Source organism: Streptomyces sp. NPDC048288 (genome assembly GCF_043201555.1).
Lineage (GTDB): Bacteria > Actinomycetota > Actinomycetes > Streptomycetales > Streptomycetaceae > Streptomyces.
On sequence record NZ_JBICZD010000010.1, the window covers coordinates 415,202 to 432,236 of the forward strand.

Sequence of the window (17,035 nt, forward strand, 5' to 3'; positions counted from 1 at the left end):
CCTCAGGCGTACGAACCGAGCCAGCGCACCTTCGCCGCCTCGTGATAGGGACCGCCGCCCTCGTGGTCGTTGAAGTCGTACACCTCGATCGCCTTGTCCTCGTGCGCCCAGGAGTTGAAGGCCGCGAAGACCGTGGACGGCGGGCAGGTCTGGTCCTCCAGAGCCGCCGAGAACAGCGCCGGGGCCCGGCCGCGCGCCGCGAAGTGCACCCCGTCGAAGTACGACAGCGTGCGCTGCACGTCCGCCGAGCGGCCGCGGTGCGTCTTGAGGAACAGGCCGATCTCCCGGTACGGGTGACGGTCCGTCAGGGTGGTGGCACGCGGGAAGTCGCACAGGAACGGCACGTCCGGGGCGACCGCGACCAGGTCCGGGACCAGACCGCCGACCGCGATGGTGATCCCGCCCCCCTGGCTGGCGCCGAGCGCCACCGTCCGCGTCGCGTCGGTCAGCGGATGCGAGCGCGCCGCCTCGACCGCGCGGACCGCGTCCGTGTACACCCGGCGGTAGTAGTAGTTCTCCGGCGCGTCGACGCCCCGCGTCATGAACCCGGGGTACGCCGGCGCACCGCCCACCGGGTCCGCGGTGCCGCCGCCACCGCCCCACGCGCTGCCCTGGCCCCGGGTGTCCATCACGAAGTGCGCCCGGCCCGTCGACGCCCACAGCAGGTTCTCGTGCGGCAGCCCGCGCCCGCCGCCGTAACCGATGAACTCCACGACCAGCGGCAGCGGTTCGGCGGCGCCGGCCGGCAGCCGCAGCCAGCCCTTCACCGGGTGCCCGCCAAACCCGGCGAACGTCACGTCGTAGACCTCGACCGTGGACAGCCCGGTGTCGACCGGCTCGAAGCGGGCGTCGAGATCGTGCTCGCGGGCCTCCTGGAGCGTCTTGGACCAGAAGGCGTCGAAGTCCTCGGGCGCCACCGACGCGCTGCGGTGTTCGCGGAGCTCGTCGAGGGGAAGGTCGAACAGGGCCATCAACAGCCGCCTTTGTGAAGGGTAGGTGCGGATGATCACACCGTACGTCGGTGGTCCGACGACTCGCCAGGCCTGTGCGCTGCCCGCCCCCTGCGGCGATCCCCTGCCGATCGCTGTCGATCCGCTGGTCAAGGACACCGGACTGCCCGTCGCCGACAGCGGGCGGGAGATCCCGGGCGGCCGGGTGGCCGGAGCGGGTGGTCGGGTCACCTCGGCCGGTGCGGCGGTCAGTGAGCCCGAGGGGTCTCAGGCGCGCCCACGGGTCCAGTCCGGTCCGGTGCGCGCCCACTCCTGCTCCCACTCGGCCAGCCGGTGGCGCAGCGCGATCCGGCGGACGACACCGTGGCCGAACAGCACCACGGCCGCCGCGCCGCCCGCCCCGCACACGCCCACGGTGACCGTGTGCTGCCAGACGGCGATCTCGTTGGCCGGCGGGGCGACACCGCGCCCCGTCCGGTCGAACCACACGTCGACCGTGTCACCGGCCCGGGTTCCCGCCGGCACCCGGGCCAGGGCGGTCTTCGTGCCCTTGCCGGGTTCGGTCCAGCGGACGTCCGCCTGGTAGGCGTGCTCCCGGTCGCCGCCCTGCACGTACGGCAGCTGCTGCGGAGTGTCGCCGACGACCACGGCCCGGACCATGTGCCGCTGGGCCCGCTCCGCCGTCGCCACCGACCGCGCCTGGTCATGGGCCCACAGCCCCACCATCGCCCCCACCAGGGGCGCACCCACGCACAGCAGCACCGCGACGCCCAGGGCGATCCATGCCTCCACCACGTCCGACCTGCGGCGCAGCGGGTTCTGCCGCCAGCGCCAGCCACACACCCGGGTACGCATGTCGACCTCCTCGCCGCCACAGAAGCCGAAGGGCCGGACAGTCGGTCCGCAGCTCCCAGCGTGCCCCCGCCGCACGCGAGCGTCCACACGGGTCTGGTACCCCGTACGGAGTACCCCGCTCACCCTGCGCAGCCACCCGGTGCGAAAGCGGCCGAAGCACGCCGTCCGGCGCGCGCCGCACGCCCGCACCCCCGCACTCCCGGGCCGTCGTACCGGCGTTCCCCCGCGTACCGGCGTTCCCCGCGTACTGGTGCTCCCCGTGTACCGGCGCTCAGCCGAACCGCTCGATACGGATCCGGTCCACCGGCTGCCCGGCCGCCACCAGCAGCCGCGAGGCGTGCTCCGCGAACCCGTTGGAGCCACACACATAGGCCTCCCACCCACCGGCAGGCGGCTCGGCCAGGAGCGGGGCCACATGTGCGGCGGCCATACGTCCCACCGGCACACCCGGGGGCGCGGAGCGGGTGAACACGGTCGTGGTCTCCGCGCCCAGCTCCCGCGCGTAGATCAGCTCCTCGGGGGAGCGGGCCGACACCACCATGCGCAGCGGCACATCCAGCTCGCGCGCCCGGTGGTGCCGGACCATCGACATCAGCGGTACGACCCCGGAACCGGCGCCGACCAGCAGCGCGGGCCGGTCGCCGGGCCAGGCGAAGAAGCCGCTCAGCGGGCCGCGCACCTCCAGGGTGTCGCCGGTCCTGGCCACCGTGTGGAACCAGCCGGAGACCTCCCCGCCGTCGACGTGGTCCAGCGTCAGCTCGACGTGACCGGAGTCGTCGGGCGCGGAGGCGAGCGAGTAGTGGCGCTGGGCAGCGTAGCCGTCTCCGGCGGTCAGCCGCAGCATCAGGTGCTGTCCCGGCAGATGCCCCGTCCAGCCCGGCACCGCCAGCCGGAAGGTGGCCGCGTGCGGGGTCTCCCGCCGTATCCCGGCGATCGTGGCCGTCTGCCACACCGACGCGGCCCGGTTGCTGACCGCGATGCGGCCGGGCACCGCGAAGCGGGTCGCGGGGGTGAACGTCCCGGCCGCCGCCGTTCCCGTGGCCTCAGTCACCGGAGTACCTCTGCTCCTCCCAGGGGTTGCCCCGCGCGTGGTAGCCGTTCTGCTCCCAGAACCCGGGCTCGTCGTGGTCGAGCAGGGTGATGCCCGCGATCCACTTGGCGCTCTTCCAGAAGTACAGGTGCGGCACCAGCAGCCGGGCCGGTCCGCCGTGCTCGGCGGCCAGCGGCTCGCCCTCGTACGCGAAGGCGATCCAGGCGCGCCCGCCGACGAGGTCCGCGAGCGGCAGGTTGGTGGTGTAGCCGGTGTGGGAGTAGGCGAGGGCATGGGTGGCGGCCCCATGGGGGCGCACCACATCGAAGAACGCGTCCAGCGAGAGGCCCTGGAACCGCACCCCGAACTTGGACCAGCTGGTCACACAGTGGATGTCGCCCTCGTACGCCGAGGCGGGCAGTGTGTGCGCCGCGTCCCAGTCCCAGGTGCGCGGCTCGGCCACCAGCCCGTCGATCCGGAACGACCAGTCGGCCGGGGCCAGCTCCGGTGTCACCTCGGCGGACAGCACGGGCCAGTCGTCGCCCGCGTCGTACTGGCCGGGCGGCAGTCCGGCGTTGGCTGTGCGGGGGCGGCCGGTGAAGCCCCGGGTGATGTTCATGCTTCAACCGTACGACGTCCGATCGGGTGCTCCGACCCAGGTCAGGGCACCGATCATTGCGGCCTTGTGAACGATCCGAGGGCGCGGGAATAGCGGTCGCGCGCCTGTCCTTGGCGCTGAGTGCGGCTGCCGGGACACCGGTGACAGCGTCAGAGAGCGAGGAAGAACGATGCCCAAGGCGTACGTCTACACCAGGCACGGCGGGCCCGAGACCGAGGCCTTCGCCGAGGTGGACCGCCCGAGTCCCGGCCCCGGTGAGCTGCTGATCGCGGTGCGCGCGGCGGGGGTGAACCCGGTGGACTGGAAGCTGCGCAACGGCTTCCTCCGCCCCGGCGAAGGTGAGGCGCGCTTCCCCGTCGTCCTCGGCAGCGAGGCCGCCGGTGTCGTCGAGGCGACCGGCGAGGGCGTGACCGGGTTCACGGCCGGCGACGAGGTCTTCGGGAACACGACAGGCGGCGCGTTCGCCGAGTACACCCTGCTGAAGGCGTCCGTGACCGCGCACAAGCCCGCCGCCCTGTCGTTCACCGACGCCGCCACCCTGCCGGTCGCCGCGGCCACCGCCTACGACGGCGTGCGCCAGCTCGACCTGCCCGAGGGCGCGACCCTGCTGGTCACCGGTGCCGGTGGCGGGGTCGGCGCGGCGACCGTGCAGATCGCCCGCGCCTGGGGACTGCGGGTCCTGGGCGTGGCGAGCGAGGCCAAGAAGGACTTCGTCGAGTCCCTCGGCGCCGTGCACGTGGCCTCCGGCCCCGACCTGGCCGCGCGGGTGCGGGCCGCCGCGCCCCAGGGCGTGGACGGCGTCTACGACCTGGTCGGCGGCGAGGTCCTCGCCGAGGCGGCCGGGCTGCTCGCCGACCGCACCAAGCTGATCACCGCGGGCGCCGCGCCCGACGAGGTCGCCGCGCTGGGCGGGGCCCGCGTCGAACGCGCCCGGACCGCCGCGGTCCTGGACGAGGTCGCCGAACTCGTCGTCGGCGGCGAGCTCGACCCGCACATCTCGCGGACCTTCCCGCTGGACCGGGCCGACCAGGCGCTGCGCGCCGTCGAGGACGGTCACACCCTCGGCAAGATCGTGATCGAGGTCGCCATATGAGCGTCCCCAGCCCCAGCCCGAGCCCCGGTGCCGCCGACGCCCCGCACATCCTCGACAACCCTGCCCTCGCCTCGCTGACCGGCCCGCACGCCCGCTTCGCCGAACGGCGCGGCCGTATCCTGCGCTACCCGGTCGACGTCTCCCCGTGGCTGGCCCTGCCGGACGAGCCGGACGCCCAGGACTGGGCCGATCTCGCCGCCCTGGCCGGACCCGGCGCGGAGATCGGGCTGCCCGGTTTCCGCGGGGAACTCCCGGACGGCTGGGACCTCACGTTCGACATCGAGGGCGTGCAGCTGGTGGACGAGGGCATGGAGACCGCCCCGGAGCCGGCGGCGGTCCGCCTCGGCCCCGCCGACGTGCCCGAGATCCTCGACCTGGTCGAACGCACCCGGCCCGGCCCGTTCCTGCCCCGCACCGTCGAACTCGGCACCTACCTGGGCATCCGCCGTGACGGCAGGCTGATCGCGCTGGCGGGGGAGCGGCTGCACCCGCCGGGCTGGACCGAGATCAGCGCGGTCTGCACCGACCCGGCGTACCGCGGCGAGGGCCTCGCGACCCGGCTGATCCGCGCGATCGGGCACGGCATCCGGGAACGCGGCGAGACCCCGTTCCTGCACACCGGCGCCGGGAACACCAACGCGATCCGGCTCTACGAGTCCCTGGGCTTCCGCATCCGCCGCCGTACCGCCTTCATCGCGGTCCGGGTGCCCGAGGCGCGCGGTCAGGCCTCGCCGGTGCCCGCCGACGTCCCGGCGTTGTAGCGCTCCAGATAGCCGGCGAACCTGACCAGGTCCTCCTCCGGCCAGTCCGCCAGCCGCTCCCGGAAGGCGGCCCGGCGGCTCCGGGTGACCTGGGCCAGGATCTCCTCCCCGGCCTCCGTCAGATGCAGCACCTGGACCCGGTGGTCCTCCGGGTCCAGGCGCCGTTCGATCAGCCCCGACCGCTCCAGCGCCGCCACCTGCCGGCTGACCGTCGACTTGTCCAGCGCGTAGTGCGCGGCCAGGTCGGTCGCCCGGCAGCCGCCGCGCTCCTCCAGATGCCCGAGGAGCGTGTACGACACCAGCGACAGCTCGGGGTGCATACGCCCGGCCGACGCCCGGGCCCGGCGCGCGAAGACCGTCATCTCGCGCTGGATGGTCTCGACGGCCGTCTCCGCCGCCGTCACGGCAGGACCTCCGACCGCGGCACCGCTACCGGCAACACCCTCACGGAATACCTCCTCCGACGTTCTAGTTGTATAGTACAACTTGAGTCTGAGTTGTATAAGCCAACCAATTGCTCGGAAGAGCCGAGAAGAACCGGAGGTCGTCCGCGATGAGGTCACCGGCACTGCGTCATGTGCTCACGCACCTGATCACCCCCCTGCTGATGTGCCTGGGCATGGGGCTCGCCTATATGGGCGCGTTCGTCCACCCGGAGCCGAACCACATGCCCGTGGCCGTGGTCGGCGCCGGACCGGAGGCGAAGGTGTTGGCGCAGACCATCAAGGACACCGCGGGGGACCGGCTCGACGTCCGTACCGTCCCCACCCGCGCCGAGGCCGTCGACCTGCTGAAGTCCCGGACCGTGACCGGCGCCTACGTACCGAGCGCCAAGGCCCCGGAGTTGATCGTCGCCAGTGCCGCCTCCGACATGGGTGCCACCGCAGTGGAGAAGGTCTTCACCCCGGTCGCCGACCAGGAGGGCGTCTCGCTGAAGGTCACCGACGTGGCCAGGCCGGTCGCCGACGACCCCACGGGACAGGGTCTGTTCTTCCTGCTCATCGCCGTCAGCATCGGCTCCTACGCCTCGGTCGCCGCCCTGGGCGCGGCCGGCGCGGCACTCCCGGTACGGGTCCGCGCGCTGCTCGCGCTCGGCGTCTCCGCCGTCGTCAGCGGCATCGGCACGCTCCTCGCCGGACCGGTGTTCCACCTCGCCCACCACGACCTCGCCGGTGTCTGGGGCCTGACCTGGCTCTACTCGGCCGGGATCCTCCTCATCGGCGTCGGCCTGCACACCTTCCTCAAGCGGTGGACCACGCTGACCATGATGGTGCTGTTCGTGATGCTCAACTTCACCAGCTCCGGCGGGCTGTTCCGGCCCGAACTGCAGAACGGCTTCTTCGGCGCCCTGCACGCCTTCTGGAACGGCGCCGGCTTCGTCGAGGGCACCCGCAGCCTGCTGTACTTCGGCGGGGACGGCCTGAGCGGGAACGTCCTCACCCTGGCGGTCTGGCTGCTGGCCGGCCTCGCGGTCACCGCGATCGCCGCGCTGTACGAGCGGACCAGGGCGACCCCGGCCGCGACCGTGGTCGTAGCGGCATCGCCTGCGGAACCGGCGGCCCGGGTCGCCGCCACTGAGGAGGAGGCCGAGGAGGAGGCCGAGGAGGAGGTCGAGGAGACGGTCGGCGTCTGATCCGCCGGTCCGATCCGCGGCCCCGAAAACCCCCTGACCGCGGCCCCGCCGCCCGGATAGGCTCCTCGCGATGCTCTCACTCTCCGACACCACCGCCGTCGTCTCCGCACTGCGCACCGCAGGGTGCGTCTTCGCCGAGGACGAGGCGGAGCTGATCCTCGCCACCGCCCGCACTCCGGAGGAACTGGCCACCATGGTGGACCGGCGCGCCTCCGGACAGCCCCTCGAACACGTGCTCGGCTGGGCGGAGTTCCACGGGCTGCGTGTGCTCGTGGAACCGGGCGTGTTCGTGCCCCGCCGCCGCACCGAGTTCCTGGTCGACCAGGGCCTCGCCCAGGTTCCCGGCGCGTCCGTCGTCGTGGACCTGTGCTGCGGATCCGGCGCGGTCGGCGCGGCCCTCGCCGCCGCTCTCGGAGACATCGAGCTGCACGCGGCCGACATCGACCCGGCCGCCGTCGACTGCGCCCGCCGCAACATCGCCCCCTACGGCGGTCACGCCCACGCCGGCGACCTCTTCGAGGCGCTGCCCGCCGCCCTGCGCGGCCGCGTCGGCATCCTCGCGGCCAACGTGCCCTACGTCCCCACCGGCGAGGTGGGACTGCTGCCCGCCGAGGCCCGCGACCACGAGCCCCTGGTCGCCCTCGACGGCGGCGGCGACGGACTCGACGTGCTGCGCCGCGTCGCCGCCGACGCACCCCGGTGGCTGGCTCCCGGCGGCTGCGTCCTCGTCGAGACGAGCGAACGCCAGGCCGAGGTGGCCGTCGAGACCTTCGCCCGCGCCGGACTGCGGACGCGGCTCGCGGTGTCGGAGGAGCTGTATGCGAACGTCGTGATCGGCGTACGCGACCAGGTCGTGCAGGCCGACCAGGTCGTCTAGGTCGTAGCCCCGCTGCCCGAGGGGCTCGGCGACGGGGAGCGGTCGCCGGGGCGCATCCAGGGGCCGCCGCGGTCATGCATGCCGCCCCGGCCCATGCCCGTGAAGTCGCCGGAGAGCGCGGCGGAGGCGGAGAGCTTGCCGTCGTCCCCGCGCGTGCCGACCAGGAAGACCGTGGCGTCCTTCTTCAGCGAGTCCGCGTCGCCGCGCACCTTGACGTCCGAGCCCACGGTCCAGGTCCACGACGTACCGTCGTCGCTCTTCACGGTGACCTGGTCGCCGTCCGTCTTCTCGACCGTGCCCCGCTGCCAGACCTTGACCACGTACTTCCCGGTGTCCGGGTCCTTGACGGTCGCCTCGCCGTGCACCCCCATGCCGCCCATGCCGAACCAGCCGCCGTGTCCGGGGCCGTGCCCGTCGGGGGAGGGGGCCGCAGAGGGCGCGCCGGAGGCGGCCGGCGGGGTCGGGGAGCCGCTCGTGCCGGAACCGGCGGCGAACGCCACCGTCCCGCCGAGAGCCAGTGCCCCCGCCACGAAGGCCACGGTCACCGCCCGGGTACGGGTGGACTGCCGGCGCCAGCGGTCACGCAGCGGCGCGCCCGGTTCGCGGTCGGCGCCCGGTCCCGACAGCACCTCCCACTCGGGGGCGGCCTGCGGGGGACGGTCCGGCATCGGCGGAACGGACGGGCCGGTTCCGTCGCCGTCACGGCGGTTTTCCTGCTCCGGTTCGTGCGTCACGGCTCGCTCCCATCGGCGAACGGCACGCGGCATCGCGATGCATGCCTCTCTGTGAAGTGTGGGTGTTCGCCGATAAGAACCCGATAACGAGTGCCTGTGAATTTCATGAACCCCGTTCGGCTACGGCAGTTCCTGCGCCCGCGCGATGAGCAGGGCCACGTCGTCGTGGTTGTCGGGGTGGTGCAGCTCCCGCAGCAGCAGGTCGCAGACCTCCTCCAGCGGACGGGCGGGGTCGTCGAGGAGGGCCAGCAGCGCGTCCAGCCGTTCGTCCAGGGAGTGGCTGCGGGTCTCGACCAGACCGTCGGTGTAGAAGACCAGCTCGTCGCCGGGCTCGAAGTCCACGGTCGTCGTGGAGAAGGGGATCCCGCCCACGCCCAGCGGCACCCCGGTGGGCAGGTCGAGCAGTTCCGGCGGGCGGCCGGGGCGGAGCCGGGCCGGGGGCAGATGGCCCGCGTTGGCGATCCGGCACTGCCGCAGACGCGGATCGTGCACGGCGTACACGCAGGTCGCGATGGAGTGGTCGAGGCCCGAGGTGGTCTTGTCCAGATGCTCCAGCAGGACCGCCGGGTCCAGCCCCAGGGAGGTGAGGGTGGTGGTCGCGGTCCGCAGCCGGCCCATGGTCGCGGCCGCGTTGATACCGCTGCCCATCACATCCCCCACCACGAGCGCCGTACGGCCGCCCTCCAGCGGGATCACGTCGAACCAGTCGCCGCCCACCTCGACGGTCTCGCCCGCCGGCTGATAGCGGGAGGCCACCTCCAGGCCGGTGGTGACCCGGGGATGGGTGGGCAGCAGGCTGCGCTGCAGGGTCAGCGCGGTGGTGCGGGCGTTCTGGTACCAGCGGGCGTTGTCGATCTGCACGGCCGCCCGCGCCGCCAGCTCCCGGGCCAGCAGCAGATCGTCGTCGTCGAAGGGCGCCGGATTGCGGGTGCGCTTGAGTTCGAGGGCGCCCAGCACCTCGCCGCGCGCGATCAGCGGCACCGCCAGATACGAGTGCACCCCGGCCCGGCCCAGCAGCACGGCGGCCTCGGGGGAGGCGGCGATCCTCGGCAGGTCCTCGTCCTTGACCCGCCGGACGACGACGGCCTCCCCGGTCCGTACGCACTCGGTGATCAGCCGGTCCGGCGCGTACCGGGCGACCGTGCCCGGCGCCTGGACTGCCTGCACCGCCTCCGCCCCCTGCTCCTCCGCACGGACCGCGAGGGCGCGGAGCAGGGCGGGCTCGGCCGGGCCGAGCGTACTGCGGCGGCCCTCGACCACCGTGTCCAGCAGGTCGACGGCGGCCACGTCGGCCAGCTCCGGCACGGCGACCTCGGTCAGCTCACGGGCGGTGCGGTCCAGGTCCAGGGTGGTGCCGATGCTGGCGGAGGCGTCGGCGATCAGCGCCAGGCGCCGGCGCGCGTTCTCCGCCTCGACACCGGCCCGGTACGGCTCGGTGATGTCGACCACCGAGGTGGCCACGCCCAGCACGTTGTCCGACGCGTCGTCCAGCCGGTAGACCGACACCGACCAGATGTGCTCCTCGTCCGGATCGGCCGGCGTACGGCCCACCGCCGACTGGTCGATGATCGGCTCACCGGTCCGCAGCACCCGCAGATACGCCGACTCCAGTGCGTCGGCGTCCAGGGAGGGCAGCACCTCGCGGATCGTCCGCCCCACGTGCTCCTCGGCCGGGACACCGTTCATCCGCTCCATCGCCGGGTTGACCGAGACGAACCGCAGCTCCGTGTCGAAGACGGCCAGCCCGATCGGCGACTGCTTCACGATCCGCTCGGACAGCGCCACGTCCTGCTCCAGCCGGCGCACCGTCGACTGGTCGGCGGCGAGACCCAGCGCGAACACGTCGCCGTTGTCGTCCATGAGCCGCATGTTGCGGAACTCGACCACCAGGCTGGTGCCGTCCTTGTGCCGGATCGGGAAACCGCCCGCCCAGCTCTGCCCGGTGATCATCACGTCCGCGAAGAGCTTGCCGACCAGTTCGATATGGCGCTCTTCGACCATCAGCCGGGCCGCGTACTGCCCGAGCGCCTCCTGCGCCGAGTAGCCGAACAGCTCCTCCGCCTGCGGGCTCCACAGCACGATCCGGCCCTTGGCGTCCAGCACCACCGAGGCCACGCTCAGGACGTCCAGCAGTCCGCCCGGGCGCACGGGGCCGCGCACGGGATCCTCGCCCGCGGGCACCGAAGCCTCCGCTGGACTCATCGCACGCACCGCCTTCGTACCTCCGCACGGCACGTCGTCCCCCGTGCCGGGTCCCCTTGTTCTATCGCGCTCACACCCGACTCTCCGACGTCGCCGCCGACTGTTCCACCATCTCTCAACACGGCCGGATCTGTACGGCGAAGAGGCCGGAGAGACGGAAGAGGCGTGAGTTCACTTTCCCGTTCCGCCAGTGGTCTGTACATGTCTGTCATGGGCACGCCAGACTGACCGGCGCACGCGCGTCCCACCCCCCAGATACCGAGGAGTAGGCTTCCATGCCCGCGTCCCCCCGGCAACGTTGTCGCGCAGGCCTGACCGCCCTGGTCGCCCTCGCCGCGACCTTCGTCCTTTCGGCCGGCCCGGCCTCCGCGGCCGACACCTGGACCGAGACCGGCTCCGACCGCGCCGACCCGCTCACCGAGAGCCAGGGCCTGACCTCGGTCGAGGTCCCGGCCAACAGCGCCAACCGGTACACCGGCATCGGCACCATCCCCGTCAGCGTCTCCAGCCGCGGCTGGAACCACGTCGGCGACCCCGACGAGTCCTACGACGGCTACTACGTCGAGCCCTACCAGGCGGACTCCGGCACCGCCAAGATGTACCGGGTGCAGGCCCCCGACGGCACCTGGTCGGAGTACACCCACACACTCGCCTCCGGCGAGGCCCTCAACAACTCCTGGGACGCGATCTCGCCCGACAGCCAGTACATGCTCTCCGGCGAGTACGGCACGATGACCCGCTTCCTGGTCTTCCCGACCCCGGGCGCCAACAAGAGCACCTCGCCGTCCGCGAACCTCCCGCTGGCCTCCGTCGTCAACCTCGACCACGCCGTGCGCGACGTCCAGGGCTGCGACTTCTCCGGCGCCACCACGCTGCTGTGCTCCTCGGACGACCCGGACGGCAGCCTCTTCGGCTACACCAAGCCGCTGCTCCAGGTCGACCTCTCCGCCCAGCCCGGCACCGGCAACGTCACCGGCCATGTCACCGCGCTGCGCCAGCTCCCGCTGCGCAGCTCCTGCTCCGGCACCTTCGAGGCCGAGGGCATCGACTACGACCGGCGCACCGGCACCCTGCGCGTCATCGTGATGTCGCCCGGGTTCTGCATCCTCACCGACAGCAAGACGTACAAGTTCACCCGGAGCTGAGCCCGCCCCGTCCGCCCGGACGGGTGGTGCGCCGCCCGGTAATCGGTGCTTTTCTGTTGGCATGGCGCGGTGCGCGGGGGTACCCGGGCCACCGCGCCATCGCCATGAGAGGAGCGATCACCATGGACCGTGTGCGTATGCACGAGGAACCCGTCTCCCTCGAAATCAGCGGATGCAGCAAGGAAGACGCCCGGATCGTGTTCGACGCGCTGTGCCAGTGCTTCGAGTCCGACCGGGTCGCCGAGGACGTGCCGCAACAGCTCCACGAGACCCGCCCGATGGTGTGGCTCGGCACGTTCGAGGTCACCGACGCCCACGAGTGCACCCCGCCGCCCCGGCTCTCGGCCACGGTCGAGGCCGACGCCCAGGGCGGCTACTGGGCGATCGACCGGCTCCGTACGACCCTCGACTCCCTGTTCACGGTCCGTAACCTGTCCTCCGCCTCGGGGGACCAGGAGCGGGAGCTGCATGTGCTGCTCGAAGGGCGGTGAGCGGGTCGGCGGGAGGGCCGGTGATATGTCACACACCACCACCCCAGCCCTTGTGCAACTAGTTGCATAAACCGTGCGCGGTCCTCTACAACTACGGTGACGACACCGCGCACGGAGGGCCCGATGAGCCGTTACCCGCACCTGCTGAAACCCCTCGACCTGGGCTTCACCACCCTGCCCAACCGCGTGCTCATGGGCTCCATGCACGTGGGCCTGGAGGAGGCCGAGCGCGGCTTCGAGCGGATGGCGGAGTTCTACGCCGCCCGGGCGCGCGGCGGTGTGGGCCTCATCGTCACCGGCGGTATCGCGCCCAACGACGAGGGCCGGCCCTACGAGGGCGGCGCCAAGCTCACCACCGAGGCGGAGGCCGACCGGCACCGCACGGTCACCGACGCCGTCCACCGCGAGGGCGGCCGGATCGCGATGCAGATCCTCCACTTCGGCCGCTACGCCTACCACCGGGACCTGGTCGCCCCCAGCCCGCTCCAGGCGCCCATCAGCCCCTTCCCGCCCCGCGAACTGACCGACGACGACGTCGAGCGCACCATCGACGACTACGTCCGCGCCGCCCGGCTCGCCCGGCAGGCCGGCTACGACGGCGTCGAGATCATGGGCTCCGAGGGCTACCTCGTCAACGAGTTCGTCGCCGCCCCGACCAACCACCGCACCGACCGCTGGGGCGGCTCGTACGAGAACCGGATGCGGTTCCCCGTCGAGATCGTCCGCCGGGTGCGCGAGGCCGTCGGCGCCGACTTCATCATCGTCTACCGCCTCTCCATGCTCGACCTGGTCCCCGGCGGCTCGACCTTCGCCGAGGTCGTCACCCTCGCCAAGGCCGTCGAGGCGGCCGGTGCCACCATCATCAACACCGGCATCGGCTGGCACGAGGCCCGCATCCCCACCATCGCCACCTCGGTGCCGCGCGGCGCCTACACCTGGGTCACCAGGAAGCTGATGGGCGAGGTGTCCGTCCCGCTGGTGACCACCAACCGCATCAACACCCCCGAAGTCGCCGAGGAGTTGCTCGCCGACGGCTGTGCGGACATGGTCTCCATGGCCCGCCCGATGCTCGCCGACCCCGACTTCGTCGCCAAGGCCGAGGCCGGCACACCCGAGGCCATCAACACCTGCATCGGCTGCAACCAGGCCTGCCTCGACCACACCTTCAGCGGGAAGATCACCTCCTGCCTGGTCAACCCGCGCGCCTGCCACGAGACCGAGCTGACCCTCGCCCCGACCCGGCTGCGCAAGCGCGTCGCGGTCGTCGGCGCCGGTCCGGCCGGGCTCGCCTGCGCGGTCTCCGCCGCCGAACGCGGCCACGACGTCACCCTGTTCGACGCGGCGGGCGAGATCGGCGGCCAGCTGAACGTGGCCCGCAAGGTCCCCGGCAAGCAGGAGTTCGACGAGACCCTGCGCTACTTCCGCCACCAGCTCGACGCCCACGGCGTCGCCGTACGCCTGAACACGACCGTGGAGCCCGAGGACGTCACCGGCTACGACGAGGTCGTCGTCGCCACCGGCGTCACCCCGCGCGTCCCCGACATCGCCGGCGTCGACCACCCCCGCGTCCTCGGCTACCTCGACGTGCTGCGCGACGGCGCCCCCGTCGGCGACCGCGTCGCGATCCTCGGCGCCGGCGGCATCGGCTTCGACGTCGCCGAGTACCTCACGGACGGCGGCGACAAGGCGAGCGAGGACCCGTCGACGTACTTCAGGCAGTGGGGCGTCGACATGGACTACCGGGGCCCCGGCGGCCTGGCCGCTCCCGAGCGCCCGGCGCCGCCGCGCACCGTGCACCTGCTGCAGCGCAAGACGAGCAAGGTCGGCGCGGGCCTCGGCAAGACCACCGGCTGGATCCACCGCACCGAACTCAAGCACCGCGGCGTCACCATGGTCCCGGGCGTGCGCTACGACCTGATCGACGACGCCGGACTGCATGTCACCGTCGACGGCGAGAGCACCGTCCTGGAGGTCGACACCGTCGTGCTGTGCACCGGGCAGGACCCGCGCCGGGACCTGTACGACGAACTGGTCGCCGCCGGGTGCAGCGCGCACCTCATCGGCGGCGCCGACGTCGCCGCCGAACTGGACGCCAAACGGGCCATCAAGCAGGGCACCGAGCTGGCCGCCGCCCTGTAGGGGGCGTCCCTAGGATGAGCCCATGTCACTCCCGCACGCGATCCTCACCGCCCTGCTCGAGAAGCCGTCGTCGGGGCTGGAGCTGACCCGCCGGTTCGACAAGTCGATCGCGTACTTCTGGTCGGCCACGCACCAGCAGATCTACCGCGAGCTGGGCCGGCTGGAGGCCGAGGGCCACATCCGCACCCTGCCGGCCGAACAGCCGGCCCGCGGGCAGAAGAAGAGCTACGAGGTGCTGCCCGCGGGCCGCGCCGAACTGGCCCGCTGGACCGCCGCCGCCCAGGACCCGAAGCCGCAGCGGGATGTGCTCCTGCTGCGGCTGCGGGCCGCCGCGGTCGTCGGCACCGCCGGCCTTCAGGCCGATCTGCGCCGCCATCTGGAGCTGCACCAGCGGCAGTTGGCCGAGTACGAGGAGATCCAGCAGCGCGACTTCCCGCCGGGCAAGGACGCCCCCGAGGACCGGCTGCGGCACCTGGTGCTGCGCGCCGGCCTCGACCTGGAGACCTTCTGGACGCAGTGGCTCACCCACGCCCTGGAGGAACTCGGCGAACTCCCCGGCACGCCGTAGCCGAGCTACGCCCGCCCGTTCAGAGCCGGTACGGCTTCGAGCGCTTGCGCAGGTACCAGCCCGTGGCGATGACGCCCGAGCCGACCAGGGCCGCGCCGACGCCCAGGGTGAGCGGGCCGTAGTCCCGGGCGGCGCCGCCCAGACCGCCCATCACGCCCCGGGAGGGCGCGGCAGACTTGGTGGTGGAGGAGGTCGTGGGGGCGGCGGGGGCGGACGAGACGATCACCGACTGGGTGCCCGCCGTACCGCCGTTGGAGCAGACGACGACCACCGTGTAGGTGCCCGGCGACACGCCCGACCAGGCGGCGGACTGGCTCACCGTGGTGCCCGCCAGGGCCACCTGCCGCCCCTGGGCGAAGGCCGTCTGGCCGCTGTTCAGCAGCGAGGCGTTGCCCCAGCTGCCGTTCGCCTGGGTGCAGGCGCTGGTGACCACCGAGACCGTGGTGCCGATGGTGCTCACCGAGATGCCCGTGACCGCGCCGGACGGGCCGGCGAGCCAGGTCGGGAGCGCGGCGGCGGCCGCCAGGGTCAGGCCGGAGCGGAGGAGAAGTCGTGTAGTACGCATTGGCTGCCCTCCGGCGGCACGGTTGGCGGAACGTCCCTTGCGCCGCCGAGGGTCGGGAAACGCCCGTGCTGCCTCAGGTTCAGCGAAGACGGCCGCGGCCCGTGCCGCACGCGGAGGGCGACCGGCCAGGTGAACTATTCCTCCGTCCGGCCCAGGCCCGGGTGCGGATCAGGCCCCCGTCGTCACGGTCCGCCGCGCCGACCATCCGCCCCAGGTCCCGTCCGGCAGCCGTGCCCGCAGCCGCACCTGGTGCACGACCCCATGGTCCCGCCCCACATAGAAGCCATAGGTCGAACGATCTTTCGGTGGTGTGCCGCCCCACACCAGCGAGGTGGTCGTACCGGCGTCGAGCTGGATCTGGTACTCGGTGATCACGCCGTCCGCGTGCGGCGGGTCCCAGGCCAGATCGAGGTAGTACGCCCCGTCCTTCTCGTGGCTCCCCGCGGTGAACCCGGTGGGCGCGGTGTCCCGGCCGTCGTCGGTGCCCGGCGTACCGAGGCGCACCGCCGCGCTCGCGGGGGAGAGGTTGTCGGCCGCGTCCCGGGCCCGGACGGTGAAGACATAGCGGGTCCCCGGCCGCAGCCCCGTCACCACGGTCGCGGTCTGGTTCCCGCCCACACTGTGGATCCGGGCACCGCCCTGGTAGATGTCGTACGACGCCACCGCGCGGTCGTCCGTCGAGGCGCTCCACGACAGCTGCACCGCGCGGCTGCCCACCGCCCGGCCGGCCGGGCGCGCCGGGCTGGTCGGTGCCGAGCGGTCCGCGGCCACCGCCTCCGGCGTCGTCGCCCGCACCTCGCGGCTGCGCGGCCCGAGGCTGCCGTCGCCGCCCCGGGCCCGCACGGTGAACGCGTACACCGTGGACGGCTTCAGCCTGGTGACATCCACCATGTGCTGCGACCCCGGTACTTCACCGACCTTCGTGGTGCCGCGATATACCTCGTAGGCACGGATGCCGGAACCTTCCGGCAGCGCGTTCCACATGACGTGCACGGTGGTCGCGCTCCCCGCCGCCGCGGTGACCCCCGCCGGGGCACCGGGCAGCCGGCCACTGTCGCCGTCGGCGCCGCCGCCCCAGCCGCAGGACGACACCAACAGCAGGGCACAGACCACGACGACTCGGCGCACGGTTCCGCCTCTCCGGGGACGGCAGCACGGCAATGGTCCGGACCAATATGGCCTGCCCGGGATGCGGACATCAAGAGGGCCGTATTGGTGACGGCGGGCCGGAGTTACGTATGCTGAGGTTCCTGCGGCCGAACTTCCGGAGACAACACGGGAGTTCGCGCCTGTGGCGCGGAACGCTGTCGTCGCTGATCCCGCGCCGACGCGGGCGGCCGGGGTGGCCTGGGCCGACATCGGCTCAGGGCTCC

General features: G+C 72.8%; 17 protein-coding genes. 8 read left to right on the forward strand and 9 right to left on the reverse strand.

Annotated elements, in window-relative coordinates; translation table 11 throughout:
- Positions 1–2: 2 nt before the first annotated feature.
- The 4 genes from ACGFZS_RS34095 to ACGFZS_RS34110 all read right to left on the reverse strand — a co-directional run bounded on the left by ACGFZS_RS34095 (position 3) and on the right by ACGFZS_RS34110 (position 3,454).
- Positions 3–971: an acetylxylan esterase gene (locus ACGFZS_RS34095; protein WP_365688966.1), complete on the reverse strand. Its 969-nt coding sequence runs from the start codon at positions 969–971 to the stop codon at positions 3–5.
- Between the two features lie 246 nt (positions 972–1,217).
- Positions 1,218–1,805, reverse strand: coding sequence for a hypothetical protein (locus ACGFZS_RS34100; RefSeq protein WP_393798329.1), 588 nt, complete (start codon positions 1,803–1,805; stop codon positions 1,218–1,220).
- A 271-nt stretch (positions 1,806–2,076) separates the two neighbouring features.
- Complete coding sequence (locus tag ACGFZS_RS34105; RefSeq protein ID WP_393798330.1) at positions 2,077–2,856, reverse strand: ferredoxin reductase; 780 nt, start codon at positions 2,854–2,856, stop codon at positions 2,077–2,079.
- The gene (locus ACGFZS_RS34110) at positions 2,849–3,454 is read right to left on the reverse strand and encodes a sulfite oxidase-like oxidoreductase (protein ID WP_393798331.1); all 606 of its coding nucleotides are present in this window, start codon (positions 3,452–3,454) and stop codon (positions 2,849–2,851) included. The genes ACGFZS_RS34105 and ACGFZS_RS34110 overlap by 8 nt, the downstream gene beginning before the upstream one ends.
- 169 nt (positions 3,455–3,623) lie before the next feature.
- Here ACGFZS_RS34110 and ACGFZS_RS34115 point away from each other — a divergent pair, with 169 nt between their 5' ends.
- On the forward strand, positions 3,624–4,547 hold the full coding sequence (locus tag ACGFZS_RS34115; protein ID WP_393798332.1) for an NADP-dependent oxidoreductase: 924 nt from the start codon (positions 3,624–3,626) through the stop codon (positions 4,545–4,547).
- A complete protein-coding gene (locus ACGFZS_RS34120) occupies positions 4,544–5,308 on the forward strand; it encodes a GNAT family N-acetyltransferase (protein ID WP_393798333.1) in 765 nt (254 codons plus the stop codon). Before ACGFZS_RS34115 ends, ACGFZS_RS34120 begins: the two co-directional genes overlap by 4 nt.
- Here ACGFZS_RS34120 and ACGFZS_RS34125 read toward each other — a convergent pair.
- Positions 5,269–5,670, reverse strand: a complete 402-nt coding sequence (locus ACGFZS_RS34125; protein ID WP_359224138.1) for a MarR family winged helix-turn-helix transcriptional regulator — start codon at positions 5,668–5,670, stop codon at positions 5,269–5,271. The genes ACGFZS_RS34120 and ACGFZS_RS34125 overlap by 40 nt on opposite strands.
- Positions 5,671–5,861: 191 nt before the next feature.
- Between ACGFZS_RS34125 and ACGFZS_RS34130 the strand changes: the two genes are divergently transcribed.
- Together ACGFZS_RS34130 and ACGFZS_RS34135 are read left to right on the forward strand one after the other, a co-directional pair.
- A complete protein-coding gene (locus tag ACGFZS_RS34130; protein WP_393798334.1) occupies positions 5,862–6,941 on the forward strand; it encodes a hypothetical protein in 1,080 nt (359 codons plus the stop codon).
- Between the two features lie 70 nt (positions 6,942–7,011).
- Entirely contained in the window at positions 7,012–7,818 is an 807-nt protein-coding gene (locus ACGFZS_RS34135; RefSeq protein WP_393798335.1) for a putative protein N(5)-glutamine methyltransferase, read from the forward strand.
- On the opposite strand, the gene ACGFZS_RS34140 is transcribed toward ACGFZS_RS34135, so the two are convergent.
- Positions 7,815–8,552 carry a hypothetical protein gene (locus tag ACGFZS_RS34140; RefSeq protein WP_393798336.1) on the reverse strand — a complete coding sequence of 246 codons (738 nt, stop codon included), beginning with the start codon at positions 8,550–8,552 and terminating at the stop codon, positions 7,815–7,817. The genes ACGFZS_RS34135 and ACGFZS_RS34140 overlap by 4 nt on opposite strands.
- 120 nt (positions 8,553–8,672) lie before the next feature.
- Positions 8,673–10,754 carry a SpoIIE family protein phosphatase gene (locus ACGFZS_RS34145; RefSeq protein ID WP_393798337.1) on the reverse strand — a complete coding sequence of 694 codons (2,082 nt, stop codon included), beginning with the start codon at positions 10,752–10,754 and terminating at the stop codon, positions 8,673–8,675.
- 275 nt (positions 10,755–11,029) lie between these two features.
- Between ACGFZS_RS34145 and ACGFZS_RS34150 the strand changes: the two genes are divergently transcribed.
- The 4 genes from ACGFZS_RS34150 to ACGFZS_RS34165 all read left to right on the forward strand — a co-directional run bounded on the left by ACGFZS_RS34150 (position 11,030) and on the right by ACGFZS_RS34165 (position 15,097).
- On the forward strand, positions 11,030–11,899 hold the full coding sequence (locus tag ACGFZS_RS34150) for a hypothetical protein (RefSeq protein ID WP_393798338.1): 870 nt from the start codon (positions 11,030–11,032) through the stop codon (positions 11,897–11,899).
- A 122-nt stretch (positions 11,900–12,021) separates the two neighbouring features.
- Positions 12,022–12,390 (forward strand): hypothetical protein, encoded by a 369-nt coding sequence (locus tag ACGFZS_RS34155; RefSeq protein ID WP_359224101.1) that lies wholly within the window; start codon positions 12,022–12,024, stop codon positions 12,388–12,390.
- 123 nt (positions 12,391–12,513) lie between these two features.
- On the forward strand, positions 12,514–14,529 hold the full coding sequence (locus ACGFZS_RS34160; protein ID WP_393798339.1) for an FAD-dependent oxidoreductase: 2,016 nt from the start codon (positions 12,514–12,516) through the stop codon (positions 14,527–14,529).
- A 22-nt stretch (positions 14,530–14,551) separates the two neighbouring features.
- Positions 14,552–15,097 carry a PadR family transcriptional regulator gene (locus tag ACGFZS_RS34165; RefSeq protein ID WP_393798340.1) on the forward strand — a complete coding sequence of 182 codons (546 nt, stop codon included), beginning with the start codon at positions 14,552–14,554 and terminating at the stop codon, positions 15,095–15,097.
- 19 nt (positions 15,098–15,116) lie between these two features.
- Here ACGFZS_RS34165 and ACGFZS_RS34170 read toward each other — a convergent pair whose 3' ends face one another.
- Complete coding sequence (locus tag ACGFZS_RS34170) at positions 15,117–15,662, reverse strand: hypothetical protein (protein ID WP_393798341.1); 546 nt, start codon at positions 15,660–15,662, stop codon at positions 15,117–15,119.
- A 168-nt stretch (positions 15,663–15,830) separates the two neighbouring features.
- On the reverse strand, positions 15,831–16,790 hold the full coding sequence (locus tag ACGFZS_RS34175) for a fibronectin type III domain-containing protein (RefSeq protein ID WP_393798342.1): 960 nt from the start codon (positions 16,788–16,790) through the stop codon (positions 15,831–15,833).
- Positions 16,791–17,035 lie beyond the last annotated feature (245 nt).

Coding starts and splice junctions, on each gene's coding strand:
- ACGFZS_RS34165 (WP_393798340.1), top strand. CDS start 14,552: ATGTCACTCCCGCACGCGATCCTCACCGCCCTGCTCGAGAAGCCGTCG.
- ACGFZS_RS34115 (WP_393798332.1), top strand. CDS start 3,624: ATGCCCAAGGCGTACGTCTACACCAGGCACGGCGGGCCCGAGACCGAG.
- ACGFZS_RS34125 (WP_359224138.1), bottom strand. CDS start 5,670: ATGACGGTCTTCGCGCGCCGGGCCCGGGCGTCGGCCGGGCGTATGCAC.
- ACGFZS_RS34150 (WP_393798338.1), top strand. CDS start 11,030: ATGCCCGCGTCCCCCCGGCAACGTTGTCGCGCAGGCCTGACCGCCCTG.
- ACGFZS_RS34145 (WP_393798337.1), bottom strand. CDS start 10,754: ATGAGTCCAGCGGAGGCTTCGGTGCCCGCGGGCGAGGATCCCGTGCGC.
- ACGFZS_RS34095 (WP_365688966.1), bottom strand. CDS start 971: ATGGCCCTGTTCGACCTTCCCCTCGACGAGCTCCGCGAACACCGCAGC.
- ACGFZS_RS34130 (WP_393798334.1), top strand. CDS start 5,862: ATGAGGTCACCGGCACTGCGTCATGTGCTCACGCACCTGATCACCCCC.
- ACGFZS_RS34135 (WP_393798335.1), top strand. CDS start 7,012: ATGCTCTCACTCTCCGACACCACCGCCGTCGTCTCCGCACTGCGCACC.
- ACGFZS_RS34100 (WP_393798329.1), bottom strand. CDS start 1,805: ATGCGTACCCGGGTGTGTGGCTGGCGCTGGCGGCAGAACCCGCTGCGC.
- ACGFZS_RS34120 (WP_393798333.1), top strand. CDS start 4,544: ATGAGCGTCCCCAGCCCCAGCCCGAGCCCCGGTGCCGCCGACGCCCCG.
- ACGFZS_RS34155 (WP_359224101.1), top strand. CDS start 12,022: ATGGACCGTGTGCGTATGCACGAGGAACCCGTCTCCCTCGAAATCAGC.
- ACGFZS_RS34110 (WP_393798331.1), bottom strand. CDS start 3,454: ATGAACATCACCCGGGGCTTCACCGGCCGCCCCCGCACAGCCAACGCC.
- ACGFZS_RS34170 (WP_393798341.1), bottom strand. CDS start 15,662: ATGCGTACTACACGACTTCTCCTCCGCTCCGGCCTGACCCTGGCGGCC.
- ACGFZS_RS34160 (WP_393798339.1), top strand. CDS start 12,514: ATGAGCCGTTACCCGCACCTGCTGAAACCCCTCGACCTGGGCTTCACC.